Below are 26851 nucleotides of genomic sequence, written 5' to 3' on the forward strand. Positions count from 1 at the left end.
GCAGCGTTGCCGGGCGGCGCCGCGCGCGGGCGCGCGGCACAACATGTGCCCCGCCCCCGGCTTGCGCCGCGAGCGGGGCGCCGCCCGTGGCCGCCGGACACCCCTGATCCGCGGCGGGCTTGTGGCAAGGGCGAGGGGCATTTGGCTGAGAGATCCGCAGCAGGTCTGCGGATCAAGGCAAGCCTTGGGCAAGTCGGCCCCCGCCTCAAGGGCAAGCGGGCTGTGCCCGCGCGTGCCGCGCCCTTGACCCGGCGACCGACTCACCCCGGGGCGGGCCAGGGGATCAACGGCTGGGCGTAGGAGATGTAGAGCGGGTGTTTCGGGTGGCCCGCCTTGCTGAGGCCGAGGTGATGGGGCGCGACGCCGGTGGCGCGGATCAGCGATTCGACCGCCGGGCCGCGATCCAGATGCGCGCCGTGGGTGCCCCAGGCGCAGATCACCTTGTCTGCCCAGGTGCAGCCTTCGGCAATGGCGGTGTCATTGGACGGGCCCACCGGGTCGGCCTGCGCGCGCATCGCGCGCGGATCGGTGGCACGCCAGGCGAAGATATTGGTGACCTGGAAGGCGCCAAAGCCCAGGGCACGGGCGCGGCGCTCGCAGCGTTCGACAGTGGGGTCGTTCTGCACCTCGGTGGCGGTCGAAGGGTTCAGCATCACGAAAAGCGCCCGCGCGCCCTGTGGATCCCAGGTGCGGGTCAGGCTGTAGCGGTAGTGTTCGCAGTCGGAATAGACGGCGGTAGAGGCGGCATCGCCTTTCAGGTGGCTGCGTTCGATCATGGGCCCGTCTTGCGCGATTGCCGGACGGGCCGCAAGACGGTCTAGCGCGGCGCGACGGCGCGACGATACAGGTGCCAGCTGGCATGACCCAGCACCGGCATCACCACGATCAGCCCCAGAAACAGCGGCAGCGAGCCGATGACGAGGAGCCCTGCCACGATGGCGCCCCAGGCCAGCACCGGCCCCGGATTGGTGCGGGTGACGCGCCACGAGGTGACCAACGCCATCGGCAGGCCGGTGTTGCGATCTACCAGCAGCGGGACCGAGACCACCGCCAGCGCCAGCACCAGTGCCGCGAAGACCGCACCTATGGGGATGCCCAGAAGGATCATGCCCCAGCCGGCATTGGTGCCCAGAACCTGCGCCAGGAATCCGGCCTCGGACGGGGGTTGTGCGCCCAGCGTGACCTGCCAGATCATCCCGGCTACCAGCATCCAGATGACGAAGATCGCCATCAACAGCCCGCCAAGCGCCAGGATCGGCGCCATCGAGGGCGAGCGCAGGGGGGTGAGCGCATCGCTCCACCGCGTCGGTTCGCCGGCCTCGCGGCGGCGGCTGAGTTCATAGAGACCCGTGGCGGCCACCGGTCCGATCAGGGCAAAGCCCGAGGCCATGGGGAACAGGTAGGGCAGCAGTTCGGTGTTGACCGCGATCAGCACCAGCGCCACGCCGATCAGCGGATAGATCACCACCAGCGCCAGCACATCGCTGCGCAGGGCCATGAAATCCTCGAAGCCCGCGGCCAGCGCCGCCAGCAGATCGTCGAAGGTGATCTGGCGCACCTGTGGCGCCTCGGTTTCGCGTCCGCCCATGCGGCGGGTGGCTTCGGCCACGTGACTGCCGGCCGCGCTGGCGGCCTCGGCGGTCCATGTCAGAGGGTTTCCGATTGTCTTGACCATGTGCGTTCCTCCCGTGCGGGCCTGTGGGAACGTCGTCAGGTATAGGCCTGCGGCGGAGCGCGGCGAGACCCGGGCAGCCGCGTACTCTGCCCTCAGTCTAGCGCAATTGGCGGGACGCGGCGCTCACAGTGGCGCGAGCGGCGGGCAGGGTCACGTCAGGTTGAAGACCCGTGTGGGATGCAATTCCCCGGCGCGGTAGATGCCCACCGCCACGGGCTGACCGTTGCAGGACGCCCAGGCTTCCTCGCCATACTCTGCCCCCTGGTTGACGCGGCCGGGATTGCCATGGCGCAGGCGGGTGGCGGCTTCGGGGGGGCAGGGCAGTTCGGGCAGGTCGGCAAGGCCGGTTTCCAGCGGCAGCAGGAAGCGGTCAAGCGCGGGATCCTTTGCCTCGGCCTCGATCTGCGTCATCGACAGGCCGTCCTCGGCGTCGAAGGGGCCGGACCAGACCCGGCGCAGTTCGCGCACATGGCCCAGGCATCCCAATGCCTCGCCCAGGTCGCGGGCGATGGCGCGCACGTAGCCGCCCTTGCCGCAGACCATTTCCAGGGTGACGTGATCGGCATCCTCGCGGGCGACGCGGGTCAGGCTTTCGACGTAGAGCGGGCGCGCGGCCAGTTCCGGCGTGTCGCCGTCGCGGGCAAGTTTATAGGCGCGCTGGCCGTCGATCTTGACGGCGGAATAAAGCGGCGGCACCTGCTGGATGTCGCCCACGAATTGCGCCAGCGCAGCGTCGATCTGGTCGTCATCGGGGCGCAGGTCCGAGGTCGCCAGCACCCGGCCTTCGGCATCGTCAGTGTCGGTGGATACCCCCAGCCGCACGGTGAAGCGATAGGCCTTCAGTGCATCGGTGATATAAGGCACGGTCTTGGTGGCCTCGCCCAGGGCCACGGCCAGAACGCCTGTGGCTTCGGGATCCAGCGTGCCCGCGTGCCCGGCCTTCTTGGCATCGAAGGCCCAGCGGACCTTGTTGACAACGGCATTGGAGGTGATCCCGGCGGGCTTGTCGATGACCAGCCAGCCCGAGACATCGCGTCCCTTCTTTCGGCGTGCCATGGTCTCAGTCGTCCGGCTTTTGCAGGTCGCGCTGGACCGTCTCGCTCGAAAACAGGCGGCGGGTATCGTCCATCCGGTCGAAGGTGTCATCCAGCCGGAACCGCAACTCGGGCGCGTATTTCAGGGTCAGACCCTTGGAGACCTGACGGCGCAGTTCATGCGTGTTGCGGCGCAGGGCCAGAAGCGCTTCTTCGGCATTCTCGCCACCCAGGGGCAGGACGAAGGCCGTGGCGATCTTCAGATCCGGCGAGGTGCGCACCTCGCCCACGGTGATCGACATGCGGTTCAGGTCGGGATCATGCACGTCGCCGCGCGCCAGCACATCCGACAGGGTGCGCCGGATCAGTTCGCCCACGCGCAATTGCCGCTGCGAGGGGCCGGCGCCATCATGATGCTTGTTTCGTGCCATCGGCGCTATCTAGGGGATCGGATCGGCTGCTGCAACAGGCTTTGCCAAGGGCGTCGGGGAAAGATAGGAGGGGCGGGACCATGAAAAGAAGGATGATGCGAGATGTCGGAAAGCTGCGCGATCGTGGTGATGGGCGTGTCGGGCCGGATGGGCCGGATGCTGGTGCAAACCGTGCAGGACAACCCAAAAACGCATCTGTCCGGCGCGGTGGAACGACCGGGCCATGACTGGATCGGCCGCGACCTGGGCGAAGCCATGGGCGGCGCGGCAACCGGCGTCGTAGTAACCGGCGATGCAGCGGCGGCGCTGGACAGAGCCGACGCGGTGATCGATTTCACCGCACCCGCGGCCACCGTTGCGCTGGCGCAATTGGCGGCTGACAAGGGTGTCGTTCATGTGATCGGCACCACCGGCATGACCGAGGCCGATATCGCCGCCGTGGACGCGGTGACCGACCGCGGTGTCGTGGTGCGCGCCGGCAACATGAGCCTGGGCGTGAACCTACTGGTTCAGCTGACCAGGCAGGTCGCCGCAGCACTGGACGAAGACTACGACATCGAGGTGGTCGAGGGCCACCACCGGCACAAGGTCGATGCGCCTTCGGGTACGGCCCTGATGCTGGGACAGGCGGCCGCCGACGGGCGCGGCGTCGATCTGGAACAGGCCAGCGATCGCGGCAGGGACGGCATCACCGGCCCGCGCGAACGCGGCAAGATCGGCTTCCATGCCATTCGCGGCGGCGACATCATCGGTGAGCATGACGTGCTGTTCGCTGCCGATGGCGAGCGCATCACCCTGCGCCACGTAGCCTCGGACCGGTCGGTCTTTGCGCGCGGGGCCGTGAAGGCGGCGCTGTGGGGGCAGGGCAAGGTGCCGGGCCACTATTCCATGCTGGATGTGCTCGGGCTGGGGTGATCCAGACAGGGCTTTGGCGCGTATCCCTTCAAAAGCAGGGAGCGTGCCATGCCATATCGTGTCTTCGCCTGGATCGCCGGGGTGAGTGTCAGCCTTGTCGCCACCGCCGCCGTGGCGGATTATTCCCGGATCACCGACAAGCGCACCTTTGCCGAGATGGTCGCGGGCCGGCAATTGACCCGCCTGGGCATCGAATTGACCGTGACGCCGGGTGGCGACATCCGCGGCTCGGCCTTCGGCAAGCAGGTGTCGGGGGCCTGGGAGTGGCAGAACGGCTATTTCTGCCGCGATCTGGTCTGGGGCGAGCGCGATCTCGGGTTCAACTGTCAGGAGGTCGCCTTGAACGGACGGGCCTTGAAGTTCACTTCGGACCGGGGCGCGGGGCCTTCGGCGAGCCTGACGTTGCGCTAGGACCTTCATGCCTCCGGCGGGAGTATTTTGGACAAGAAAAAGTGAGGGCCGTCTGGGACATGATCCGAGGGGGCGTGACAGGCGCGGATGAGTGGCGCCCCGGCTGACCAGGGCGCAAGACGATCTGGGCATCGACAAACGCCCGATGCAGCCCACCGTCAGAAATCGATGGCGATGCCCTTTTTCTCCCAGTCGCCGTAGCGCACCGGTTCCGGGCCGTCGCGCCCGCCCAGTTCCGTGGGCAATTCGGCCTGTTGCGCCTGTTTGCGGCGCTCTTCGGCTTCCTGCAGGGCGCGTTTTGCGGCCTCGGGCAGGGTGTCTGGATCGGGATGGCTCATGGGGCGTCCTTGTGGCTGACCTGTGCCTGATATACGCCAGACGTCGCAACGCTCAAGGGGGCCGGAGGGCGCAGGGGATGGCACAGGAAGATCGAAAGAGTGCCGCGCCGGGCGGTCAGGCGGCACGCAAGGCCGCCGTTGGCTTGCTGGTGGCGGTTCTGGAAGAAGGCCAGTTGCTGGCCGCGGCGGTGGATGCCGCAGACGGACCGCTGGCCGGGCTGGCGCCCGACGACAGGGCGCGTGCGCAACGTCTGGCGAGTGAGACCCTGCGGCATCTGGGACCGGCGGATGCGGTTCTGAAACCCTTCGTGCGCAAACCCCCGCCCCCTGCGGCGCGGCACCTGTTGCGGTTGTCGGTGGTCGAATTGTGCCACATGGGCGCGGCGGCGCATGGGGTTGTGGATTCGGCGGTCAGTCTGGCGGGCAGCGATCCGGCGACGGCGCGCGTCAAAGGGCTGGTCAACGCGGTGTTGCGCCGGGTGGCTGAGGACGGGCCGGAGATCTGGGCGCGGCAGCAGGCGCAACGGTTGCCGAACTGGCTGCGCGGACGGCTGCAATCGGCCTATGGCGGCAAAGTGACCGCTGCGATCGAGACCGCGCATGCCGTAGGGGCACCGCTGGACCTGACAGCGCGTGATGCCGCGGCGCTGGCCGAGACGCTTGGCGGCGACCTTCTGCCCACCGGATCGGTGCGCTTGTCAGGCTCGCGACAGGTTTCGGGCCTGCCGGGATATGATACGGGTGCCTTCTGGGTGCAGGATGCGGCGGCGGCGCTGCCGGCGCGGGTGCTGGCCGCGACGCCGGGTGAAACAGTGCTGGATCTGTGCGCGGCACCGGGCGGGAAGACCCTGCAACTGGCTGCCGCCGGGGCGTCGGTCACGGCGCTGGATGCCTCGGAAGCGCGGTTGCGTCGCTTGCATGACAACCTGCGCCGCACCGGGCTTGAAGCCAAGGTCGTGGTGGCCGATGCGCTGACCTGGAAGGGTGGGGCTTTTGACGCCGTGCTTCTGGATGCGCCCTGTTCGGCCACCGGCACCATCCGCCGCCATCCCGATCTGCCCTTCGTCAAGCAATCGTCGGACATCCGGGCGCTGGCGGCGTTGCAGCAGCAGATGCTGGATCGGGCGCTGGGCTGGGTGAAACCCGGCGGGCGGCTGGTCTATTGCACCTGTTCGCTGCTGCCCGAGGAGGGAGAGGATCAGATCGCCGGCCTGCTGGAGCGCACACCCGGCCTGTGGGTCGATCAGGACGCTTTGGCGGCCCTGCCCGGTATCGATCCGGCCTGGCTGGGGCCACTGGGATTGCGCCTGCGGCCGGATTTCTGGGCCGAACGCGGCGGCATGGACGGGTTCTTCATCACGCTGTTGCGTCGGGAGGCGTGAGGCCAATTGGGCGATGACAGGGCGCGCGCGCCTGCCTATGGTCCGGCTGATGCAGTGAAACGAACGGGGTTTTCATGGCGGGACTGGCCGGGGGCAAAGCCTATCGCGTGACCGGGATTGACCGGCTGCACGCCCGGCTGAGCGGGCCGATGCATCGCCGTCTGGCGCTGCGTGCCGATCCGGCCTGGGCGGTCTTTGGCCATGCCGCGCGGGGCGAGGCCCTGCTGGCCGGGCATTTCGGCCTTGGCGAACCCACCCCCCGACCGGGCGAACCCATCTGGGACATCCACTGCGACGACCCGCTGCGCGAACAGGGGCGGCAGGCGTTCCGCTGGCTGGACGATCTGGCGGCGCTGTCGGATCCGCAGGCGCAGCGTGTGGCCTGCCATTGGGTGCAGATCTGGCTGAACCGCTTCGGCAAGGGGCATGGACCCGGCTGGCACGTGGTGATCGCGGCGGAGCGGTTGAACCGGCTGCTGCGCTACATGACCTGGCTGGCCACCGGGATGGAGGCCGTTTCGCTGGCCATTCTGGAGCGGACGGTCGCGCGCCACCAGCGGTTCGTGCAGCGGCGGTTGCGGCAGGTGCCGGGCGGCTTCGACGGGCTGCTGACATGGACCCATCTGCTGACCTCAGGCGCCTGCCTGACGCAGTCCGAGGCGTTGCAGGCCAAGGCCAGCGCGGCGTTGGAGCCGTTGTGTGCCAAGCTGATCGATCCGGCAGGCGGCATTCCAACCCGCAACCCCGAGGTGCTGGCGGAGCTGTTCGTGGCGCTGGCCATGGCGGCGCGGGCGCTGGACCTGGCGGAATTGTCGCCGGGGCCGGAACATAGCGGCGCGTTGGCGCGGCTTGCGCCTGTGGTGCGCGGCTTGCGGCTGGGCACCGGCGGTCTGGCGCGGTTTCAGGGCGGCAGTGCGGGATGCGCGGTGACGCTGGATGCGGCGCTGTCGGTGATGCCGGGCGCGCGTGGTGCAGGTCCGGCGATGCCAATGGGGTATGCGCGAATGGCGCGCGGGCGCAGCATTGTCCTGGTCGATGTGGCGCCGCCGCCGCTGACAGTGCCCGGCGCCGATCCTCATGCCGGGGCGCTGGGGTTCGAGATGACCTCGGGCCGGCGTCGCCTGATCGTCAATTGCGGTTCGGGTGCCGGGTTCGGGGCGGATTGGCACAGCGCGGCACGGCAAACCGCCTCGCACAGCACGCTGATCCTGGACGGCCAGTCCTCCTGTCCGCTGGAGCCCGTTGGGCGTGCGGCGCGGCGCAGCGCGGAACCGCCGGAAGATGTGGAAGTCGAATTGCATGGCGAGACGCCCGATGCGCACGTCGTGGCCGCGCACAACGGCTATGCACCAGGGTATGGGCTGATCCATGTGCGGCGGCTGGATCTGGACCTGTCGGGCGGCGTGCTGCGCGGCGAGGATCTGCTGAGCGCGGTCACCGAGACCGAGAAGCGGCGGTTTTCCGGGGCCCATGACGGGCGTGGCGTGCCCTACGCCTTGCGCTTTCACCTGCATCCAGAGGTCACCGCTCAGCAGGAGGACGGCGCCGGGCCGGTACATCTGGCGCTGCCGTCGGGGGAACGCTGGTGTTTCCGCGTCGAAGGCGCGCTGTCCTTGCGTCTTGACGCCAGCGTGTATCTGGACAACACCCGCGCCGAACCGCGTGCGAGCCGACAGATCGTTCTTGAGGGGCGGGCACGCGACTTTGCCACGACGATCCGATGGCGGCTTGAGAAAGAGGGCGACATGCCCGATTTTCTGCGCGAAAACCCGCGCGACGGGCTGCTGGACGACCCCGCACCGGGCCGAGCCTGAAAGGACCAAGACAATGACCGACCGCGCGCCGCTGCGCTCTGCGCTTCTTTCCGTTTCCGACAAGACAGGTCTGGTGGAGTTCGCCACCGCCCTGAATGCGCGAGGGGTCATGCTGCTGTCCACCGGCGGCACCGCCAAGGCCCTGCGAGCCGCCGGGCTGGAGGTCACCGATGTGGCCGAGGTCACCGGCTTTCCCGAGATGATGGACGGGCGCGTCAAGACCCTGCATCCGCGTGTGCATGGCGGCCTGCTGGCCCTGCGCGACAATGATGAACATCTGGAAGCGATGGAAAGCCACGGCATCGGCGCCATCGATCTGCTGGTGGTGAACCTCTATCCGTTCGAGGCCACGGTGGCCGCCGGGGCGGATTATGACACCTGCATCGAGAACATCGACATCGGCGGCCCGGCGATGATCCGCGCGGCGGCCAAGAACCACGCCTTCGTGTCGGTGGTGGTCGATCCGCAGGATTACGACGCCCTGCTGGCCGAAATGGAAGCCCATGATGGCGAGACCACCTATGGGTTCCGCCAGAAGCTGGCCCAGACCGCCTATGCCCGCACCGCCGCCTATGATGCGACCGTGTCAAGCTGGATGGCCGATGCCCTGGGCGAGCCCGCGCCGCGCCGCCGGGCCTTTGCCGGGACGCTGGCACAAACCCTGCGCTATGGCGAGAACCCGCATCAGGCGGCGGCCTTCTACACCGATGGCTCCAGCCGGCCCGGCGTGGCGACGGCGCGCCAGCATCAGGGCAAGGAACTGTCCTACAACAACATCAACGACACCGATGCGGCCTTCGAACTTGTGGCGGAATTCGATCCCGCCGAGGGGCCGGCCTGCGCCATCATCAAGCACGCCAACCCCTGCGGCGTGGCCCGTGGTGCGACGCTGGCCGAAGCCTATGGGCGGGCTTTCGATTGCGACCGGACCTCGGCCTTCGGCGGCATCATCGCGCTGAACCAGCCGATCGACGGGCCGACGGCCGAAGCCATTACCGAGATCTTCACGGAAGTGGTGATCGCGCCGGCGGCGGATGACGCGGCCATGAGTATTTTTGCCAAGAAGAAGAACCTGCGGCTGCTCACCACTGGCGGACTGCCGGACCTGACGGCGGCGGCGCAGACCTATCGGCAGGTCGCCGGCGGGATGCTGGTGCAGGACAAGGACATCGGGCGAATTTCGCGCGACGATCTGAAGATCGTCACCAAGCGGACACCTTCAGAGGCCGAACTGGCGGATCTGCTGTTTGCCTGGAAAGTGGCCAAGCACGTGAAGTCCAATGCCATCATCTATGTCAGGGATGGTGCCACGGTGGGCGTCGGTGCGGGCCAGATGAGCCGCGTGGACAGCACCCGGATCGCCGCGCGCAAGGCGCAGGACATGGCCGAGGCGATGGGGCTGGCCGCACCGCTGACGCAAGGCTCCGTGGTGGCCTCGGATGCGTTCTTCCCCTTTGCCGACGGGCTGATCACCGCCGCCGAGGCCGGTGCCACGGCGATCATCCAGCCCGGCGGCTCGATGCGCGACGACGAGGTCATCGCGGCGGCGGATGAGGCCGGGCTGGCGATGATCTTCACCGGCATGCGCCATTTTCGGCACTGAGCCGATGCGGGGACTGTGGAGCGCCGCGCTGCTGGTACTGATCCTGGACCAGGCGTCGAAATGGGCGGTGGTCTGGGGTCTGAACCTGAAGGATCGGCTGGTGATCGACGTGGCGCCGCCGTACCTGCGCTTTGTCATGGGCTGGAACGAGGGCATCAACTTTGGCCTGTTTTCCGGAGCCCCCGGTGCGGCGCGCTGGGTCCTGATCGCGCTGGCGCTGGCGATCTGCGCCTGGGTCATCCGTTTTGCCCGCGCCGACGGGCAGCGCCGGGTGCTTTGGGCCGCCGGTGCACTGGTGGGCGGGGCGCTTGGCAATGTGGTCGACCGGTTGCGTTTTGGCGCGGTGGCCGACTTTCTGAACATGTCGTGCTGCGGGATCAACAACCCTTTTGCCTTCAATCTGGCCGATGTGGCGGTTTTCGCGGGCGCCGCGGGGCTGGTTCTGTGGGCCCGTCCGGCAAACACCCCGTGACGCGGCTTCAAAGCTGCGCTAGAGAAGGGGCCGACCCGAGATCGGAGAGTTTGTCCAAGTGACGCCCCTGCGCCTGAGCCTGCTTGCCCTTGTCGTTCTGACCGCCTGCGGCAGCGACAACCCGGACCTGATGAATTTCGCCGCCAGCCGCACCGGCCCGGACGAATTTCTTGTGGCGCCGGCACGGCCGCTGGAAACACCGCCGGACCCGAAAGCCCTGCCCGCCCCGATTCTGGGCGCGCAGAACCGGGCCGATCCCACGCCCTTCGAGGATGCGGTGGTGGCGCTTGGCGGGTCCGCCAGTGCGTTGAAACGCGACAGCATTCCCGCCTCGGACGGCGGGCTGGTGCGCTATGCCGGGCGCTATGGCACCGATCCCTCCATCCGCAAGACCCTGGCCGACGAGGACCTGAAGTTCCGCCGGGACAACGATGGCCGCTTGCTGGAACGCTGGTTCAACGTGAATGTCTATTACGACGCCTACAGCAGCATGTCGCTGGATCAGCAGGCCGAGATCGCGCGCTTCCGCCGGATGGGGGTCGAAACCCCGTCGGCGCCGCCGGCCGCCCTGAAACCGCGCTGATCCCGCTCACATCCTCGCGTGGTGGCTTGTACCGCGCGCGGCATGGCGTATCTGTTTGGAAACCCTGACAGGAGGCGTCATGATTTCTACCCTACGCAACATGTCGATCGCATTGGCCTGTGCCGTGGCCCTGCCCGTGGCGGCGGCCGAGGATGTGACCAGTTTCACGCTGGACAACGGCATGGAAGTGGTTGTCGTCGAGGATCACCGCTCTCCGGCCGTGGTGCACATGATCTGGTACAAGGTGGGCGCGGCGGATGAGACGCCCGGCATTTCCGGTGTCGCGCATCTGCTGGAACACCTGATGTTCAAGGGCACCGAGACCCGCGATCCGGGCGAGTTCTCGGGCATCGTGCAGGCCAACGGCGGGTCCGAGAACGCGTTCACCTCGTGGGATTACACCGCCTATTTTCAGCGCGTGGCCGCAGACCTGCTGCCGCAGATGATGGAAATGGAAGCCGACCGCATGTCGAACCTGCGCCTGACCGAGGAACAGACCGCGCCCGAGGTCAGCGTGGTGCTGGAGGAGCGCAACCAGCGCACCGATTCCAATCCGGCCGCGCTGTACCGTGAACAGGCGCGGGCGGCGCTGTACCTTAACCACCCCTACGGGCGGCCGATCATCGGCTGGCGGCACGAGGTGGCGGCCCTGGGGGCCGAGGCGGCGCTGGAGTTCTATGGCAAGCACTATGTGCCGAACAACGCGGTTCTGGTGGTGGCCGGGGATGTCACGCCCGAGCGTGTGCGTGACCTGGCCGAAGAATACTACGGCCCGATCCCGCCCAACCCGGATCTGGCTCCGCGCGACCGCGTGACCGAGCCGCCGCATCTGGCCGCCCGGCGCCTGGTGTTCGAGGATCCGCGCATCGCCCAGCCCTATCTGAGCCGCACCTACCTGGCGCCCGAGCGCAACAGCGGCGTTCAGGAGACGGCGGCGGCGTTGATGTTGCTGGCGGATCTGCTTGGCGGCGCCCCGGCGACCTCGCATCTGGGGCAGGCGCTGCAATTCGGCAGCCAGAAGGCGGTCTACACGGCGGCCTACTACCAGCCGACCTCGCTGGATGCGTCGTCCTTTTCCATCACCCTTGTCCCGGCGGACGGCGTGACGCTGGAAGAGGCCGAAGCGGCGCTGGATGCCGAGATCGCGAATTTTCTGGACGGTGGCGTCGATGGCGCGCAACTGGCGCGTCTGAAACGGCAGTACGCGGCCAATGCGATCTATGCCAAGGACAACGCACAGGGCCGCGCACGAAAGATCGGCGCGGCGCTGACCTCGGGCCTGACGCTGGCCGATGTGGAGGCCTGGCCGGAGGTGATCCAATCGGTCACCGAAGAGGATATCCTGGCCGCTGGACGCGCGGTGCTGGTGCCCGAGGGATCCGTCACCGGCTGGCTGCGCGCTCCGAAGGATGCGGTGGACGTTGTGGAGGTGAGCCAATGAAACGCTTTGTAGCCGCTGTTGCCCTGTGGGTCGGGGCCGCGCTGCCCTTGCACGCCAGTGTCGAGATCACCGAGGTCACCACACCGGCAGGGTTCACCGCCTGGCTGGTCGAGGAACCGGCCATCCCGGCGGTGTCGCTGGAGATCCTGTTCAAGGGCGGCACTTCGCTGGATCAGCCGGGCAAGCGGGGCGCGACCTATCTGATGACCGCGATCCTTGAGGAAGGCGCGGGCGACCTGGATGCTTTGGGCTTCGCCCAGGCGCGCGACGATCTGGCGGCCAGTTTCGGCTTCGATGCCAGCGATGACTACGTGTCGGTCTCGGCCCGGTTCCTCAGCGACACCACCGATGAAGCCATGGCGCTGCTGTCCGACGCGCTGGCCGCTCCGCGGTTCGACGACGATGCGGTAGAACGCGTGCGGGCGCAGGTTCTGGTCGGGTTGCGTGGCGATGCCGAGGATCCCGACACCGTGGCCTCGACCGCCTTTTCCGAGATGACCTTCGGCGACCATCCCTATGGCACGCCGGGGGAGGGCACGATCGACACCGTCGCGGCCCTGACACGGGATGATCTGCTGGCCGCCCACAAGGGCGCGCTGGCGCAGGACCGGGTCTATATCAGTGCGGCCGGGGATATCTCGCCCGAGCGGCTGGCGCAGGTGGTCGATGACCTGATGGCACGGCTGCCGGAATCCGGAGCGGCCCTGCCGCCGCCGGTCACGCCAAACTTTCCCGGCGGCGTGCAGGTGGTGTCCTTCGACACCCCGCAATCGGTGATCACCTTCGCCCAGCCGGGTCTGGACCGCGACCATCCGGACTATTTCGCGGCCTATATCGCCAACCAGATCCTCGGCGGCAGCGGCTTCGAGGCCCGCCTGATGACCGAGGTGCGCGAGAAGCGCGGCCTGACCTATGGCATCTATTCCTATCTTCTGGGCAAGGATCAGGCTGACCTGCTGATCGGGCGCGCCTCAACCGCCAATGCGCGCGCCGCCGAAACCATCGAGGTGGTGCGGGCGGAATGGGAGCGCATGGCGACCGAAGGACCGACCGAGGCGGAAGTGGCAAAAGCCAAGACCTACCTGATCGGCGGCTACCCGCTGCGGTTCGACGGCAATGCCGCCATCGCGGGGATCATGGTGGGGATGCAGGCCGGTGGCTTGCCCATCGACTATATCGCCACCCGAAACGACCGGATGGCCGCCGTCACGGTGGAGGACGTGCGCCGCGTGGCTGGAGAATTGCTTGATCCCCAGGCGCTGACCTTCCTGGTTGTGGGCCAGCCCGAGGGGTTGGAAGCGGGCAACTGAGCGGCTGGCAGAATCGTCGGGCTCCATGCTACAGATTGTGGTATGGAGCTTGCATTGCCCAACATACCGCGTGAATCGCCCCGGATCGCTCCTCTGGACGAGGCCGCGATCAACCGCATTGCCGCTGGCGAGGTGGTGGAGCGTCCGGCCTCGGCCGCCAAGGAGTTGGTCGAGAACGCGCTGGATGCGGGCGCGCGGCGGATCGAGGTGGCCTATGCCGACGGCGGCAAGACCCTGCTGCGGGTCAGCGACGACGGGCACGGCATCCGGGCCGAGGATCTGCCGCTGGCGCTGAGCCGACATGCCACGTCGAAGATCGACGGTTCCGACCTTCTGAACATCCATTCCTTCGGGTTCCGGGGCGAGGCGTTGGCCTCGCTGGGGGCTGTGGCGCGGCTGACCGTCACCTCGCGTCACGGCACGGAAGACGCCGCCGAAATCTCGGTGCGCGGCGGGGCGCCGGGACAGGTGCGGCCTGCGGCCCTGCGCAGCGGCACGCGGGTCGAATTGCGCGATCTGTTCCATGCCACCCCGGCGCGGCTGAAATTTCTGCGCTCGGATCGGGCCGAAACCCAGGCGCTTCTGGACACGCTGCGGCGGCTGGCCATGGCCGCGCCGCAGGTGGGGTTCGTGGTGCGCGACCTGTCGGGCGGGGGTGACGGGCGCGTGGTGCTGCGTGCCGACCCGGAAGCGGGCGAGGGGGCCGAGTCGCTGCTGGGCCGGTTGTCGCGGCTGATCGGCAAGGAGTTTGCCGAAAACGCGGTGCCGATCGCGGCCGAACGGGAAGGCCACAACCTGTCGGGCTTCGCGGCGCTGCCCACCTATTCGCGCGGCGCGGCAGTGGCGCAATACCTGTTCGTCAATGGCCGCCCGGTGCGCGACAAGCTGCTGACCGGGGCGCTGCGGGCCGGGTATTCGGACCTGCTGAGCCGGGACCGGTTCCCGGCGGCGGCGCTGTTCGTGTCGTGCGATCCGATGCGGGTGGATGTGAACGTGCACCCGGCCAAGGCCGAGGTGCGGTTCCGCGATCTGGGACTGGTGCGCGGGCTGATCGTGTCGGGGCTGCGTCATTGTCTGGCCGAGGCCGGGCATCGGGCGTCGACCACCGTAGCGGGGGCGACGCTGGGGGCGTTCCGCCCCGAGACCGGGGCGGCGGGTCCGGCGCGGGTCTATCAGATGGACCGTTCCGCCCCCGCCGCGCGGCAGATGTCGTACCAGGCCCAGGCGCCGCAGGCCGCCGTGGACGGGTTCGGCTTTGCCGAGGCGCCCTCGGCACGGGTGGAAGCGGAGCCTACGCCCGACCACGCGGATGGCGGGGAGGCCCCCGCGGTCGGCTATCTGGGCGCGGCGCGGGCGCAATTGCACGAGACCTATATCGTGGCGCAGACCGCCACCGGCATGGTGCTGGTCGATCAGCACGCCGCCCATGAGCGGTTGGTCTACGAACGGCTGAAGACCCAGCGCGCGGACCGCGGCGTCGCTTCGCAGGCCTTGCTGATCCCCGAGATCGTGGATCTTGGCCCCGACGACGCCGCCACCCTGCTGGCCGAGGCCGAGGCGCTGGACAACCTGGGCCTGAGCCTTGAGCCCTTCGGCCCCGGTGCCGTCGCGGTGCGCGCCACCCCGGCGCTGCTGGGTCCGGTCAACGCCGAGGCGCTGCTGCGCGACCTGCTGGACGAATTGCACGAAGGCGGCGCGGTAGGGACCGGCAACATCACCGCCCGCATCGACGCGGTGCTGTCGCGGATGGCCTGTCATGGCTCGGTGCGGGCCGGGCGGCGGATGCAGGCCGACGAGATGAACGCCCTGCTGCGCGAGATGGAGGCGACGCCGCATTCGGGCCAGTGCAACCATGGCCGCCCGACCTATGTGGAACTCAAGCTGGCCGATCTGGAACGGCTGTTCGGGCGCAGCTGATGCTGGCCTTCGACCTGCCGCATTCCCTGCCGGAGCTTCTGGCGGATCCGATGGCGATGCTGGCGCTGGCCGGCGCGGCGGTGCTGGGGCTGTTCCTGCTGCTGATCCTTGCCGCCCTGCGCGCGGCGGGGCGCACGGCCCGGATGATGCCGGAAGCGCTGCGCGAGATTTCGACCATGGGGCGCCGGGTCGAAGGGATATCGCAGGCCCAGCAGCAGCTTTCGGGTGGTCTGAGCCATGTGGCCGAGGCGCAGGCGCGGGCGCAGGTGGTGACCCTTTCCACGGTCGAGCGGCGGCTGGAGGAAGTCACCAAGTCCATGGGCGACACGCTGCACGGCACCGCCACCCGCACCGCGCGGTCGCTGGGCGAATTGCAGCAGCGTCTGGAGACTATCGACAAGGCGCAAAGCAACATCGAAAAACTGTCGGGCGACGTGCTGGGCCTTCAGGATATCCTGTCCAACAAGCAGGCGCGCGGGGCATTCGGCGAAATCCAGCTTCATGACATCGTCACCAAGGCCCTGCCCGCCGACAGCCATGGCTTTCAGGTGACCCTGTCCAACGGCAAGCGCGCCGATTGCGTGATCCACCTGCCGAACCCGCCGGGGCCGCTGGTGATCGACAGCAAGTTTCCGCTGGGCGACTATGAAGATCTGGTCAACGCCGACAGCGACCATGCAAAAACCGCTGCCGCGCGCAAGTTCAAGACCGCCGTCCGGGGCCATATCAGGGCCATTGCCGAGCGGTATATCATCGAGGGCGAGACCGCCGAGGGTGCGCTGATGTTCGTGCCGTCGGAAGCGGTCTATTCGGAATTGCACGCGCGTTTTCCCGATGTCGTGCGCGAAGGCTTCGACGCGCGGGTCTGGCTGGTGTCGCCCACCACCTGCATGGCCACGCTGAACACCCTGCGCGCGGTGCTGAAGGACGTGCGGATGCGCGAACAGGCCGGGGTGATCCGCAAGGAACTGGCCCTGCTGCACAAGGATGTGGAGCGGTTGAGTGCCCGCGTCGGCAATCTGGATCGGCATTTCGGTCAGGCCGCCAAGGATGTTGCCGACATCAAGATCTCGGCGGAAAAGGCCAGCCGCCGGGCGCAGCGCATGGATGCCTTCGATTTCGAGGATGCGACCGCGCCCGAGACCGCGCCGAAACCGGATGCGGAACCCCTGGCGGTGATCCGCTCCTGACCCTCAACCGCCCAGCAATCGCGCCACAAGGCTGAGCGTCACCGGAATGGTGACAAAGGACATGGCCGTCTGCAGGCTCATGATCGCGGCCATGGCGGCACTGTCGCCGCCCATCTGCCGCGCCAGCGTGTAGGACGATGTGGCCGTGGGCACCGCCGCATAGATCAGCGCCACGGTCATCTGAGTCTGGGTCAGCCCCATCAACAGGGACAGGCTGACCACCACCGTGGGAAACAGAAGAAATTTTCCCACGGCCGACAACAGGGTCAGCGGCACGGCGGCGGTCAACTGGCGTGCCTTCAGGCTGGCCCCGACGCTGAGCAGCATGATCGGCAGCGCGGCCGATCCCAGGATGCGGGTGGTTTCGTGCAGCACCGGCACCGCGGTCTGCCCGGTGGCGTTGGCCAGAAGCCCCGCCAGCACCGATAGAATCAAAGGGTTGGTGGCAAGATCGCGCACAATGCGGCGCAACAGGCCCGACTCGGATCGGTCGGCGTGTAACCCCACCATGCAGGGCACGATCACGAAACTGGTCACCGGGATATACATGGCCGAGGCCAGGGCGGCCAGCGCCAGCCCCTCGGCCCCCAGCAACTGCTCGGACGCCGCCAACGCGATAAAGGTGTTGTGGCGCGATGCCCCTTGCAGCAGCGAACTGGCCACCGGACCGGGCAGCTTCGCGGCCCGTGCCGCCAGCAGCCCGTAGATCACCGCAACGACGAAACCACCAAGGATCACAACCGCATAGGGGCCGACCATGGCCGGATCCAGATGCGCGGTTGACGTCTGGTGAAACAGCAGCGCCGGCATCAGCACCCAGTAGACGAGCTTGTCGTTCAGGGTCCAGAATTCGAAGCTGGGAATGCCCTTGCGCCGCAATACATTGCCCAGCACCAGCAGGGCAAAGATCGGCGCGATGGCAATGGCAATCGTCAGCATATGCCCGAGCTACGCCCGAAGGCGCAGCCGTGCAAGAGGTGTTCAGATCCGCAGGAAGGGCTGCGCCAGACGTGGCAGCAGCGAGGTGAACCGCAGTTTGGCGTCGGTCACCGCAAGGCAGATGCAGTCCTGCGGCCCGAAGGCGATCGGCGTGTGTTCGTCGGATTCGTCGGCGACCTCGATGTCGCCGCGATGGAATTCGCCGCCCTCGTCGCGATAGGCGCCTTGCAGGACAAGGGTCAGTTCGATCCCGTTGTGGCCGTGATCCGGCACCGCCGTGCCCGAGGGAATGTACAGCAGCCGCGCGGAGGCCTCGTCCGAGGTATTCAGGATCGCCTGTTTGACGCCCATGCCGACGCCGCGCCATTTCACCGCCTCCAGATCGCCGCCGATATAGTCCCGCAGCGGCGTCGGAAACAGGCCGTCGGGCCGGGGGGCGGCGGGCCTTGCGTCGGGCATCTTCCCGCCGATCAGAGCCAGGGTGGCCGAAAGGCAGTCGTCCGAGACAGTGGCTGCGGGCGCGGTGTCCAGCACCGCACCGCCCACGGCATCGAATGTTTCAAGTCGCGCGCGGCTTTCGTCGTCCAGCGATACGTGACTGGCCACGGCAAGGCTGAAGGCTTCGGACAGGACACCTGCCGAATATGCCATCAGGAACTTGTCTGGGATATGGTGTTGAACCATGGGCCTGGGTTACCTCATCTCGTGGCGCAGCTTCTCCAACGCCAATCTAATGCGCGATTTGATCGTGCCCAGTGGCAAACCCGTTTCCGCAGCGATCTCGCTGTGGGACAGGTCGCCAAAATAGGCGCGTTCGACCAGAAGGCGCTGTTTCTCGGGCAGGTCGGCAAGGGCCGCGGTCAGGCGGGCGCTTTCCTGCTGGATGACAAGGACCTCGGACTGTTCCGGTTCCGGCTCGGGACCCCAGGGCATGTCTTCCGGCTCGGGCCGGTTGAGCTTGCGCAGCAGGTCGATTTTGCGGTTCCGCGCGATCGTGAAGATCCACGTGGCCACGCTGGCGCGGGTCTCGTCGTATTGATGCGCCTTCTGCCACACGGTTGCCATCACCTCTTGAGTCACTTCCTCGGCCAGACTGTCGCTGGCGCCGGACTTGATCAGGAACCCCTTCACGCGCGGGGCAAAATGTCGAAACAACGCGACAAAGGCCGTCTGGTCCTGCGCGCTTCGGATGCGCGCCATACAGTCGACCCATTGCGTGTCCGGTCGGTCGTCTTCGGTCAAGCTGCTCTCACGACAGGTGTGCCATGCCCCGTTCGATATGGTGATCATATCGTCTAGCGACATATTCGGCCCGCAAGCAAGAGCATCTGTTCGTTAGACGCGCCAGCCCACGGGTCGGATCACTTATTTTCCGTTTCAGCGCACGGTTTTTCATCCAGCGGGCGCTGGCGCGCGTACTAAGGGGCAAGTTCCTTCTGATTTCGGAGTTTCGCTAATGCCCTATGATCGTCTTCCCCATGCTGCCAAACGCATCGCTGTCATCGGGGGCGGCATCTCGGGGATGGGGGCGGCGCACGCCCTAGCGCGCGACCATCTGGTCACCCTGATCGAGGCCGAGCCCCGGCTGGGCGGCCACGCGCGCACGGTGCTGGCGGGCAAGCGTGGCGATCAGCCGGTGGACACCGGGTTCATCGTCTTCAACCACGCCACCTATCCCAACTTGCGGGCCTTGTTCGACGAACTGGATGTGCCCACCGCCGAGGCGCAGATGACCTTTGCCACCTCTGTGGATGGCGGCCGGTTCGAATATGCGCTGAACTCGCTCGACAGTGTCTTCGGGCAGCGCCGGAACATTGCCGATCCGCGGTACTGGGGCTTCCTGCGCGACATCGCCCGGTTCAATGCCAAGGCCGAGGCACTGGTCGAGGACGAAAAGATGACCATCGCCGGGCTGCTGGACAAGCTGGGCACCGGCGCGTGGTTCCGCGACTATTACATCCTGCCGTTCTCGGGGGCGATCTGGTCGACGCCGACCCATGGCATTCTGGAGTTTCCGGCGGCAGCCCTTGTGCGGTTCTTCCGCAATCACGCGCTGCTGTCCGCGACCGGGCAGCACCAGTGGTACACGGTGCGCGGCGGGTCTGTGGAATACGTTCGGCGGTTGCACGCCAGCATGACCGCGCGCGGCGTCGATATCCGCACCGGCACCAAGGTCACCGGCGTCACCCGCACCCCCTTTGGCGTGCAGGTCGCGACCGAGGGTCAGGGGTGGGAGGACTTCGACGAGGTTGTTCTGGCCACCCATTCCGACATCTCGCTGAAGCTTTTGCAGGATGCCGACCCGCAGGAACAGGCCGCGCTGTCGGCCATCCGTTACCAGCCCAACACGGCGGTGCTGCATTCCGATGCCAGCCTGATGCCGCGGCGCAAACGCTGCTGGGCGGCGTGGAACTATACCGAAGCCGCAGGCGCGCGCCCCGATCGCATTTCGCTCAGCTACTGGATGAACGCGCTGCAACCGATCCCGAAAGATGATCCGATGTTTGTCACCCTGAACCCCGTGCGCGACATTCGTGACGAGACCATCCACGACACCACCACTTTCCACCATCCGGTCTATGACGTGGGCGCGCTGGCCGCGCAGCAGGTGCTGAAGGCGCGCAACGGCCAGAACCGCACATGGTTCTGCGGCGCCTGGATGCGCAACGGCTTCCATGAAGACGGGCTGGCCTCGGCGCTGGACGTGGTCGCGGGGCTGCAGACGCCGCTGCAGATCGCGGCGGAATGAGGCATGTGGATCACATACCCGGGCTGACCTTCCATGGCCGCAAGGGAAAGGTGGAAAACGCCTTTCGCTACAGCGTGGACTATTGCCTTCTGGATCCCGCACAGGCGCAGGGCCCGGCGCTGTTTTCGCGCAATGGCCGCAACCTGACCGCGCTGCACGACCGTGATCATGGCGGCGCGCCGGGCGAAGGGCGTGGCGCGGACTGGGCGCGCGAGGTTCTGCAGGCCCATCAACTGGACAAGGCCGATGGCGACATCCTGCTGCTGGCCCAACCGCGCGTGCTGGGTCATGTGTTCAACCCGGTCAGCTTCTGGCTGTGTCACGGGCGCGACGGCAGCCTGCGCGCGGTGATCGCCGAGGTCACAAACACCTACGGCGACCGCCATTCCTATCTGTGTCACCACCCCGATCAGCGCCCAATTACCCGGCATGAACGACTGTCGGCGCAGAAGATCTTCCATGTCTCGCCGTTTCAGCCGGTCGCGGGCGACTACCGCTTCCGCTTCGACATTCGCGACGATCGATTGGGTATCTGGATCGATTACCGCCACGGCGACACCCAATTGATGGCCACGCTGACCGGACGGCGGAAGCGGCTGACCAATCGGGCGATCCTGTGGGCGGCGCTGCGGCGACCGCTGGGGTCGCGCCGGGTGCTGGGGCTGATCCACTGGCAGGCGCTGGTGCTGTGGTGGAAAGGCGCGCGTTGGCACGTGCGGCCCGAGCCGCCTGCGGACGAGGTCTCGCGATGAACACCGCCGTCGCAGCAACCCCGCGCCTGCTGCCCTGGGCGCTGTATGGTGCCATGCTGTCGGGGGCGGGGCTGCCGATCTATATCTATGCCCCCAAGTTCTTTGCCGACACCTATGGCTCCAGCCTGTCTGCGCTGGCGGTCGTGCTGTTCGGGCTGCGGCTGCTGGACGTGGTGCAGGATCCTGCGCTTGGCTGGGTGTCCGAACGTCTGGGCGCGCGGCGGGGCGTGGCGATGGCCGCAGGCGCAGGCCTGCTGGCGCTGTCGATGCTGGGGCTGTTCGCGGTGGTGCCGCCCTTGCCGCCGCTGGTGTGGTTCGCGCTGACCGTCACCGGGCTGTTCTCGGCCTTCAGTTTCCTGACCATCGGGTTCTACGCGCAGGGTGTGCGTCGGGCTGAAAGCCTGCCCGGTGGGCATGTGCAACTGGCCGCGTGGCGCGAAAGCGGCGCGCTGGCGGGGGTCTGCACCGCCGCGGTCGCGCCCAGCCTGCTGACCGGGATGGTTGCGGCACCCTATGCCGTCTTTGCCTGGGGGTTTGTCGCGGTGGTGGCGCTGTCGGCGCTGGCCATGGCCCCGATGTGGGAGCAACAGGCCAACAGCGACAGCCCCCCGGTACCGCTGCGCCGCATCCTTTCGGACCATCCCGCCCGCCGCCTGCTGCTGCTGGCGCTGGTCAACGCCGCGCCGCTGGCGGTCACCTCGACCCTGTTCCTGTTCTACGTCGAAAGCCGTCTCGGTGCGCCGGGGTGGGAGGGGCCGCTGCTGGTGCTGTTCTTTCTCTCTGCCGCTGCCTCGGCCCCCGGATGGGGCTGGCTGGCAGGCCTTTGGGGCGCGCGGCGCGCACTGCAGTTGGCCATGGGTCTGGCCATTGTCTCGTTCGCGGGAACCCTGACCCTTGGGGCGGGCGACGTGGCGCTGTTCGCCGTGATCTGCGTGGTGTCCGGGGCCAGTATCGGGGCCGACCTGACCCTGCTGCCCGCCCTGTTCGCGCGCCGGATGGCCACCGTCGCCCCCAACGGCGGGCAGGGCTTCGGCCTGTGGGCGCTGGTGACGAAACTCTGCCTGGCGCTGGCCGCGGTGGTGCTGCTGCCGCTGCTGGATGTGGTGGGCTTCCGGTCGGGGGCCGAAAACGACGCCTCCGCACTGTGGACGCTGACCCTTGCCTACGGGCTTCTGCCCTGTGTTCTGAAACTTGTCGCGCTGGCGCTGCTGGCCGCGACCCCAATCGACGAGGTCCGTTCATGACCGATCTGGTATTTCTTCTGGCGGGGCTGGTGCTGGCGCTGGCCGCCGGTTTTCTGGTGCAAAGCCTGTGGTCGTTCCGCGCCCAGGCCCCCAGGGACTACGCCGGCACCCAGCCCCAATTGGACATCCGGCAAGCGCTGCAGGGGCCGATCCTGTGCGAAGGCGTGATCTATGGCCCCACGGGGCGGGTCACGTCGCGATTTGTCGCCGACATGCAGGGCGACTGGACCGGTCGCAGCGGCGTGCTGCGGGAATCTTTTCGCTATGACAATGGCAACCGGCAGGAGCGGGAATGGCGCCTGACGCTGGGCAACGATGGCAGCATCTCCGGCACGGCCCCTGATATTCTGGGCGAGGCCACGGGCCGCCAGTCCGGTGCCACGGTCTGCCTGAAGTATCGCATCCGCCTGCCCGAGACCGCCGGCGGCCATGTGCTGGACGTCATCGACTGGATGTATCTGGCCGAGAACGGCGCGATCATCAACCGCAGCCAGTTTCGCAAGTTCGGCATCAAGGTGGCCGAACTGGTGGCGACCATGCGGCCCCGGTCCGACCCACAGCAGATCGCCGCCGAATGACCCGCGACTGGACCGGAAAACGCTATTGGCTGGTGGGCGCGTCAGACGGGCTGGGCAAGGCCCTGGCGCAACGGATGAGTGCCGAGGGCGCCGAGCTGGTGCTGAGCGCCCGCAGCAAGGACGCGCTGGTCGAACTGGCCGACAGCCTGCCCGGCCCGGCCCGCGCCGTGCCCATGGATGTGACCGATGCGGAGTCGGTGGCCCAGGCCACGGCCGAGGTCGGCGAGATCGACGGGCTGGTCTTTCTGGCGGCCACCTATTGGCCGATGAAGGCCACCGACTGGGACACCGATCGGGCCGTCACCATGACCGACACCAATTATACCGGCGCGCTGCGCGTGGTCGGTGCGGTGCTGCCGCAGTTTCTGAAGCGGGACGCCGGTCACATCGTGCTGACGTCGTCCCTGTCGGCCTATCGCGGCTTGCCTGGTGCCATTGGCTATGGTCCGTCCAAGGCTGCGGTGATGTCGCTGGCCGAAAGCCTGTACCTGGACCTGGCGCGGACCGGCATCGCGGTGCAATTGATGAACCCCGGCTTCATCCGCACCCGGCTGACCGACAAGAACCAGTTTCACATGCCCTTCCGGATGGAGCCTGACGACGCCGCCGCGCGGATGCTGCGCCACATGGGCAGGACGCGGTTCTCGGCCAACTTTCCCTGGGGGTTCTCGCTGGTGTTCCGGCTTAGCCGGTTTCTGCCCGATGGTCTTTACAAACGGTTGTTCGCCGCCAAGACGTGATCCATTGTCCACTTGCGCTGGATCAAGGACCACGGCCTTAATCTGGCCCAAGGCTGTAGAGCAACCGCGGAGGGACCAATGCCAGAAATTCATGCGGATACGATCGCCCAGGTCATCCTCTTGGCGCGGGAAATGGGGGAAACCACCTCTGTCGGTGCCCACGACGGTCTGGCGGGCCGGTCGGGGCCGGCCGAGGCGGAATTGCGCGCCTTCATCGACGCGTTGACCGAGGATGAGAAATACAGCCTTGTGGCCGTCACATGGGTTGGGCGCGACAGTTTCAGCGCCGACGAATATGACGAGGCCTATGAAACGGCCAGCCGGGAAGACCCATCCACCACGGCAGCCTACCTGGTGGGCACCGACCTGCTGGCCGACTATCTGGAAAGCGGGCTTGAGGCCCTGGGCATCGACCCCGGTGATGCCGAACAGGATCTGATGTAGGCCCGCGTGCCGGCGGTTTGGCGGAAATTGCGCGCGCGGCGTCGCTTCGGGTTTCCGAGTCGGGGCCGATGCGCCTAGACTGTGTCTGACGACTGCAAGGGGCACAGCATGACCGGCACCATTCGTTTTACGCTAGACGGCACCGAAGTCGCGGCACGCGACGGGGAAACCCTGTGGGAGGTGGCGCAGCGTCACGGCAAGACCCTGCCGCATCTGTGCCACAAGCCCGCGCCGGGATATCGCCCGGATGGCAACTGTCGGGCCTGCATGGTGGCGATCGAGGGCGAGCGGACGCTGGCGGCCTCCTGCATCCGCACCCCGACCGAGGGCATGGTGGTCACCACCGCCGAACCGCGCGAAGCCCAGGCCCGCCGCATGGTGATGGAGCTTCTGGCCGCCGACCAGCCGCCGCGCGACGTTGCCCATGACGCGGGGGCGCATCTGTTCGACATGGCCGACGCCGTACAGGTCGACAGCAGCCGCTTTCCGCCCAAGCGCGCCGACCGTATCCCGCTGCTGGATGACAGCCACATCGCCATGGCGGTCAACCTGGATGCCTGCATCCAGTGCGGGCTTTGCGTGCGGGCGTGCCGCGAGGTGCAGGTCAACGATGTGATTGGCATGGCGGGCCGCGGCGCGGATGCCTATCCGGTTTTCGACATGGCCGACCCGATGGGGGCCTCGACCTGCGTGGCCTGCGGGGAATGCGTGCAGGCCTGTCCGACCGGGGCACTGATGCCCGCCGCCGTGCTGGATACGGCACAACGCGGCGACAGCCGGGACATTGACGCCGAGGTTGCCTCGATCTGTCCGTTCTGCGGCGTCGGCTGCCAGGTCTCGCTGAAGGTCAAGGACGACAAGGTGGTGCGCGTTGACGGGATCAACGGCCCGGCGAACGAAGGCCGTCTGTGCGTCAAGGGCCGCTTCGGCTTCGACTACATCCACCATCCGCACCGGTTGACCAAGCCGCTGATCCGCCGCGAGGATGCGCCGCCCAAGGGGCTGAACGTCGATCCCGGCAACCTGCTGACCCATTTCCGCGAAGCGACATGGGAGGAAGCGCTGGACGCCGCCGCCGGTGGCCTTGCGCGGCTGCGTGACGACAGCGGTCGCCGGGTTGCCGGCTTCGGGTCTGCCAAATGCACCAACGAGGAAGCCTATCTGTTCCAGAAGCTGATCCGGCAGGGCTTCGGCCATAACAACGTCGATCATTGCACCCGGCTGTGCCATGCGTCTTCGGTGGCGGCGCTGATGGAAAACGTCGGCTCGGGGGCGGTGACGGCCACGTTCAACCAGATCGAACACGCCGATGTGGCCATCGTCATCGGGGCCAACCCGGTCGAGAACCACCCGGTCGCGGCGACCTATTTCAAGCAGTTCACCAAGCGCGGTGGCAAGCTGATCGTCATGGATCCGCGCGGCGTGGGCCTGCGCCGGTTCTCGACCCACATGCTGCAGTTCAAACCCGGCACCGATGTGTCGATGCTGAATGCCATCATGCATGTGATCGTCGAGGAAGGGCTGTACGACCGCCAGTATATCGAGGCCTACACCGAGAACTGGGAAGCCGAGAAAGCGCATCTGAAAGCCTTTTCGCCCGAGGCGATGGAGCCCCATTGCGGCATCCCCGCCGAAACCCTGCGGCAGGTGGCACGCGATTTCGCCGGGGCCAGGGCAGCGATGATCTTCTGGGGCATGGGCGTGTCGCAGCACATCCACGGCACTGACAATTCGCGCTGCCTGATCTCGCTGGCGCTGATGTGCGGGCAGGTGGGGCGGCCCGGAACCGGGCTGCATCCGCTGCGCGGGCAGAACAACGTGCAGGGGGCATCGGACGCAGGTCTGATCCCCATGTTCCTGCCTGACTATCAGCCGGTCACGGACGACGGCGTGCGCGCGGCGTTCTCCGAGATCTGGGAGACGGGCGATTTTTCGTCCGAGAAGGGCCTGACGGTGACCGAGATCCTGGATGCCGTGCACGCGGGCGAAGTGCAGGGCATGTATATCCTGGGCGAAAATCCGGCCATGTCCGACCCGGATGTGGAACACGCCCGCGATGCGCTGGCCAAGCTGGAACATCTGGTGGTGCAGGACATTTTCCTGACCGAAACCGCGAATTACGCCGATGTGATCCTGCCCGCTGCGGCGTTCTATGAGAAAGACGGCACCGTCACCAACACCAACCGGCAAGTGCAGATGGGCCGTGCTGCCGTCACCCCGCCGGGTGAAGCGCGACCCGACTGGGCAATCACCGTGGCGCTGGCGCAGCGGCTGGGGCTGGACTGGTCCTATGATCATGTGTCCGAAGTCTTTGCCGAGATGACGCGCGGCATGAAAAGCCTCGACAACATTACCTGGCAGCGGCTGGAGGCCGAGGGGGCTGTCACCTATCCCAGCCTCTCGCCCGAGGATCCGGGGCAGGCGGTGGTCTTTGGCGACGGCTTCCCGCGCGCTGGCGGGCGGGCGCGCTTCACACCCGCCGCCATCGTGGCCCCGGCAGAATCGCCGGATGCGGAGTACCCGATGGTGCTGACCACCGGGCGGCAACTGGAACACTGGCATACAGGTTCGATGACCCGCCGCGCCACGGTGCTGGACGCGGTGGAGCCCGAGGCCAATTGCTCGCTGCACCCGTCAACCCTGCGCAAACTGGGGGTGGAGCCGGGCGGGCTGGTGCGGCTGACCACGCGTCGCGGCAGCGTCACCGTCATGGCGCGGGCCGATCGCGCAGTCAGCCCCGACATGGTGTTCCTGCCGTTTGCCTATGTGGAAGCCGCCGCCAACATCCTGACAAACCCGGCGCTGGACCCCTACGGCAAGATCCCCGAGTTCAAATATGCGGCGGTGCGGGTGGAGAGGGCCGAAACGGTCGCGGCGCAATAGCCGCCC

The 26851-nt window shown here is 67.3% G+C and carries 26 protein-coding genes; 18 read left to right on the top strand and 8 right to left on the bottom strand.

Going from position 1 to position 26851, the window contains the following annotated elements; all coding sequences use genetic code 11:
• Positions 1-260: 260 nt before the first annotated feature.
• From H8B03_RS17425 to rbfA, 4 genes are all read right to left on the bottom strand, one after another.
• The gene (locus tag H8B03_RS17425) at positions 261-776 is read right to left on the bottom strand and encodes a DUF1643 domain-containing protein (RefSeq protein WP_193143175.1); all 516 of its coding nucleotides are present in this window, start codon (positions 774-776) and stop codon (positions 261-263) included.
• A gap of 41 nt (positions 777-817) precedes the next feature.
• Positions 818-1675 (bottom strand): DUF2189 domain-containing protein, encoded by an 858-nt coding sequence (locus H8B03_RS17430; RefSeq protein ID WP_193143176.1) that lies wholly within the window; start codon positions 1673-1675, stop codon positions 818-820.
• 150 nt (positions 1676-1825) lie between these two features.
• Positions 1826-2731, bottom strand: coding sequence for a tRNA pseudouridine(55) synthase TruB (gene truB / locus H8B03_RS17435; protein ID WP_193143177.1), 906 nt, complete (start codon positions 2729-2731; stop codon positions 1826-1828).
• 4 nt (positions 2732-2735) lie between these two features.
• Positions 2736-3140, bottom strand: a complete 405-nt coding sequence (rbfA, locus tag H8B03_RS17440) for a 30S ribosome-binding factor RbfA (RefSeq protein ID WP_193143178.1) — start codon at positions 3138-3140, stop codon at positions 2736-2738.
• Positions 3141-3242: 102 nt separating this feature from the next.
• Between rbfA and dapB the strand changes: the two genes are divergently transcribed.
• Complete coding sequence (gene dapB / locus H8B03_RS17445) at positions 3243-4055, top strand: 4-hydroxy-tetrahydrodipicolinate reductase (RefSeq protein ID WP_193143179.1); 813 nt, start codon at positions 3243-3245, stop codon at positions 4053-4055.
• A gap of 48 nt (positions 4056-4103) precedes the next feature.
• Positions 4104-4466: a dihydrodipicolinate reductase gene (locus tag H8B03_RS17450; RefSeq protein ID WP_193143180.1), complete on the top strand. Its 363-nt coding sequence runs from the start codon at positions 4104-4106 to the stop codon at positions 4464-4466.
• Between the two features lie 158 nt (positions 4467-4624).
• Here the strand turns inward: H8B03_RS17450 and H8B03_RS17455 are convergent, their stop codons facing one another.
• Complete coding sequence (locus H8B03_RS17455) at positions 4625-4804, bottom strand: DUF1674 domain-containing protein (protein ID WP_193143181.1); 180 nt, start codon at positions 4802-4804, stop codon at positions 4625-4627.
• Between the two features lie 77 nt (positions 4805-4881).
• Between H8B03_RS17455 and H8B03_RS17460 the strand changes: the two genes are divergently transcribed.
• From H8B03_RS17460 to H8B03_RS17500, 9 genes are all read left to right on the top strand, one after another.
• Positions 4882-6186, top strand: a complete 1305-nt coding sequence (locus H8B03_RS17460; RefSeq protein ID WP_193143182.1) for an RsmB/NOP family class I SAM-dependent RNA methyltransferase — start codon at positions 4882-4884, stop codon at positions 6184-6186.
• Between the two features lie 74 nt (positions 6187-6260).
• A complete protein-coding gene (locus H8B03_RS17465) occupies positions 6261-8000 on the top strand; it encodes a heparinase II/III family protein (RefSeq protein WP_193143183.1) in 1740 nt (579 codons plus the stop codon).
• Between the two features lie 13 nt (positions 8001-8013).
• Positions 8014-9603, top strand: coding sequence for a bifunctional phosphoribosylaminoimidazolecarboxamide formyltransferase/IMP cyclohydrolase (purH, locus tag H8B03_RS17470; RefSeq protein WP_193143184.1), 1590 nt, complete (start codon positions 8014-8016; stop codon positions 9601-9603).
• 4 nt (positions 9604-9607) lie between these two features.
• Positions 9608-10075 carry a signal peptidase II gene (lspA, locus tag H8B03_RS17475; protein WP_193143185.1) on the top strand — a complete coding sequence of 156 codons (468 nt, stop codon included), beginning with the start codon at positions 9608-9610 and terminating at the stop codon, positions 10073-10075.
• A 58-nt stretch (positions 10076-10133) separates the two neighbouring features.
• Positions 10134-10658 carry a DUF3035 domain-containing protein gene (locus tag H8B03_RS17480; RefSeq protein WP_319022501.1) on the top strand — a complete coding sequence of 175 codons (525 nt, stop codon included), beginning with the start codon at positions 10134-10136 and terminating at the stop codon, positions 10656-10658.
• Between the two features lie 79 nt (positions 10659-10737).
• Entirely contained in the window at positions 10738-12099 is a 1362-nt protein-coding gene (locus H8B03_RS17485) for a pitrilysin family protein (RefSeq protein ID WP_193143186.1), read from the top strand.
• Complete coding sequence (locus H8B03_RS17490; RefSeq protein ID WP_193143187.1) at positions 12096-13409, top strand: pitrilysin family protein; 1314 nt, start codon at positions 12096-12098, stop codon at positions 13407-13409. Before H8B03_RS17485 ends, H8B03_RS17490 begins: the two co-directional genes overlap by 4 nt.
• 42 nt (positions 13410-13451) lie before the next feature.
• Positions 13452-15326, top strand: coding sequence for a DNA mismatch repair endonuclease MutL (gene mutL, locus H8B03_RS17495; RefSeq protein WP_193143188.1), 1875 nt, complete (start codon positions 13452-13454; stop codon positions 15324-15326).
• A complete protein-coding gene (locus tag H8B03_RS17500; RefSeq protein WP_193143189.1) occupies positions 15326-16516 on the top strand; it encodes a DNA recombination protein RmuC in 1191 nt (396 codons plus the stop codon). Before mutL ends, H8B03_RS17500 begins: the two co-directional genes overlap by 1 nt.
• A gap of 3 nt (positions 16517-16519) precedes the next feature.
• Here H8B03_RS17500 and H8B03_RS17505 read toward each other — a convergent pair whose 3' ends face one another.
• The 3 genes from H8B03_RS17505 to H8B03_RS17515 are packed head-to-tail and all read right to left on the bottom strand — an operon-like array spanning position 16520 to position 18655.
• Entirely contained in the window at positions 16520-17455 is a 936-nt protein-coding gene (locus tag H8B03_RS17505) for an AEC family transporter (RefSeq protein ID WP_193143190.1), read from the bottom strand.
• A gap of 42 nt (positions 17456-17497) precedes the next feature.
• Positions 17498-18139 carry a ChrR family anti-sigma-E factor gene (locus tag H8B03_RS17510; protein WP_193143191.1) on the bottom strand — a complete coding sequence of 214 codons (642 nt, stop codon included), beginning with the start codon at positions 18137-18139 and terminating at the stop codon, positions 17498-17500.
• Positions 18140-18148: 9 nt separating this feature from the next.
• Entirely contained in the window at positions 18149-18655 is a 507-nt protein-coding gene (locus H8B03_RS17515; RefSeq protein WP_193143225.1) for a sigma-70 family RNA polymerase sigma factor, read from the bottom strand.
• A gap of 256 nt (positions 18656-18911) precedes the next feature.
• Here H8B03_RS17515 and H8B03_RS17520 point away from each other — a divergent pair, with 256 nt between their 5' ends.
• The 7 genes from H8B03_RS17520 to fdhF all read left to right on the top strand — a co-directional run bounded on the left by H8B03_RS17520 (position 18912) and on the right by fdhF (position 26845).
• Positions 18912-20204: an NAD(P)/FAD-dependent oxidoreductase gene (locus H8B03_RS17520; protein WP_193143192.1), complete on the top strand. Its 1293-nt coding sequence runs from the start codon at positions 18912-18914 to the stop codon at positions 20202-20204.
• A complete protein-coding gene (locus tag H8B03_RS17525; RefSeq protein ID WP_193143193.1) occupies positions 20201-20956 on the top strand; it encodes a DUF1365 domain-containing protein in 756 nt (251 codons plus the stop codon). Before H8B03_RS17520 ends, H8B03_RS17525 begins: the two co-directional genes overlap by 4 nt.
• Positions 20953-22200, top strand: coding sequence for an MFS transporter (locus H8B03_RS17530; RefSeq protein ID WP_193143194.1), 1248 nt, complete (start codon positions 20953-20955; stop codon positions 22198-22200). Before H8B03_RS17525 ends, H8B03_RS17530 begins: the two co-directional genes overlap by 4 nt.
• On the top strand, positions 22197-22778 hold the full coding sequence (locus H8B03_RS17535) for a DUF3833 domain-containing protein (protein ID WP_193143195.1): 582 nt from the start codon (positions 22197-22199) through the stop codon (positions 22776-22778). Before H8B03_RS17530 ends, H8B03_RS17535 begins: the two co-directional genes overlap by 4 nt.
• Entirely contained in the window at positions 22775-23518 is a 744-nt protein-coding gene (locus H8B03_RS17540; RefSeq protein ID WP_193143196.1) for an SDR family oxidoreductase, read from the top strand. The genes H8B03_RS17535 and H8B03_RS17540 overlap by 4 nt, the downstream gene beginning before the upstream one ends.
• Positions 23519-23596: 78 nt before the next feature.
• Positions 23597-23962, top strand: coding sequence for a DUF3775 domain-containing protein (locus H8B03_RS17545; protein WP_193143197.1), 366 nt, complete (start codon positions 23597-23599; stop codon positions 23960-23962).
• A gap of 108 nt (positions 23963-24070) precedes the next feature.
• The gene (gene fdhF, locus H8B03_RS17550; RefSeq protein ID WP_193143198.1) at positions 24071-26845 is read left to right on the top strand and encodes a formate dehydrogenase subunit alpha; all 2775 of its coding nucleotides are present in this window, start codon (positions 24071-24073) and stop codon (positions 26843-26845) included.
• Positions 26846-26851 lie beyond the last annotated feature (6 nt).

The organism is Meridianimarinicoccus sp. MJW13, from assembly GCF_014901205.1.
Taxonomy (GTDB): Bacteria; Pseudomonadota; Alphaproteobacteria; order Rhodobacterales; family Rhodobacteraceae; genus Meridianimarinicoccus.

Coding starts and splice junctions, on each gene's coding strand:
- H8B03_RS17510 (WP_193143191.1), bottom strand. CDS start 18,139: ATGGTTCAACACCATATCCCAGACAAGTTCCTGATGGCATATTCGGCA.
- H8B03_RS17430 (WP_193143176.1), bottom strand. CDS start 1,675: ATGGTCAAGACAATCGGAAACCCTCTGACATGGACCGCCGAGGCCGCC.
- H8B03_RS17540 (WP_193143196.1), top strand. CDS start 22,775: ATGACCCGCGACTGGACCGGAAAACGCTATTGGCTGGTGGGCGCGTCA.
- H8B03_RS17525 (WP_193143193.1), top strand. CDS start 20,201: ATGAGGCATGTGGATCACATACCCGGGCTGACCTTCCATGGCCGCAAG.
- H8B03_RS17530 (WP_193143194.1), top strand. CDS start 20,953: ATGAACACCGCCGTCGCAGCAACCCCGCGCCTGCTGCCCTGGGCGCTG.
- rbfA (WP_193143178.1), bottom strand. CDS start 3,140: ATGGCACGAAACAAGCATCATGATGGCGCCGGCCCCTCGCAGCGGCAA.
- H8B03_RS17520 (WP_193143192.1), top strand. CDS start 18,912: ATGCCCTATGATCGTCTTCCCCATGCTGCCAAACGCATCGCTGTCATC.
- purH (WP_193143184.1), top strand. CDS start 8,014: ATGACCGACCGCGCGCCGCTGCGCTCTGCGCTTCTTTCCGTTTCCGAC.
- H8B03_RS17460 (WP_193143182.1), top strand. CDS start 4,882: ATGGCACAGGAAGATCGAAAGAGTGCCGCGCCGGGCGGTCAGGCGGCA.
- H8B03_RS17455 (WP_193143181.1), bottom strand. CDS start 4,804: ATGAGCCATCCCGATCCAGACACCCTGCCCGAGGCCGCAAAACGCGCC.
- fdhF (WP_193143198.1), top strand. CDS start 24,071: ATGACCGGCACCATTCGTTTTACGCTAGACGGCACCGAAGTCGCGGCA.
- H8B03_RS17545 (WP_193143197.1), top strand. CDS start 23,597: ATGCCAGAAATTCATGCGGATACGATCGCCCAGGTCATCCTCTTGGCG.
- H8B03_RS17535 (WP_193143195.1), top strand. CDS start 22,197: ATGACCGATCTGGTATTTCTTCTGGCGGGGCTGGTGCTGGCGCTGGCC.
- H8B03_RS17465 (WP_193143183.1), top strand. CDS start 6,261: ATGGCGGGACTGGCCGGGGGCAAAGCCTATCGCGTGACCGGGATTGAC.
- H8B03_RS17515 (WP_193143225.1), bottom strand. CDS start 18,655: ATGGCGCGCATCCGAAGCGCGCAGGACCAGACGGCCTTTGTCGCGTTG.
- truB (WP_193143177.1), bottom strand. CDS start 2,731: ATGGCACGCCGAAAGAAGGGACGCGATGTCTCGGGCTGGCTGGTCATC.
- dapB (WP_193143179.1), top strand. CDS start 3,243: ATGTCGGAAAGCTGCGCGATCGTGGTGATGGGCGTGTCGGGCCGGATG.
- H8B03_RS17425 (WP_193143175.1), bottom strand. CDS start 776: ATGATCGAACGCAGCCACCTGAAAGGCGATGCCGCCTCTACCGCCGTC.
- H8B03_RS17505 (WP_193143190.1), bottom strand. CDS start 17,455: ATGCTGACGATTGCCATTGCCATCGCGCCGATCTTTGCCCTGCTGGTG.
- H8B03_RS17485 (WP_193143186.1), top strand. CDS start 10,738: ATGATTTCTACCCTACGCAACATGTCGATCGCATTGGCCTGTGCCGTG.
- H8B03_RS17490 (WP_193143187.1), top strand. CDS start 12,096: ATGAAACGCTTTGTAGCCGCTGTTGCCCTGTGGGTCGGGGCCGCGCTG.
- H8B03_RS17500 (WP_193143189.1), top strand. CDS start 15,326: ATGCTGGCCTTCGACCTGCCGCATTCCCTGCCGGAGCTTCTGGCGGAT.
- H8B03_RS17450 (WP_193143180.1), top strand. CDS start 4,104: ATGCCATATCGTGTCTTCGCCTGGATCGCCGGGGTGAGTGTCAGCCTT.
- lspA (WP_193143185.1), top strand. CDS start 9,608: ATGCGGGGACTGTGGAGCGCCGCGCTGCTGGTACTGATCCTGGACCAG.
- mutL (WP_193143188.1), top strand. CDS start 13,452: ATGGAGCTTGCATTGCCCAACATACCGCGTGAATCGCCCCGGATCGCT.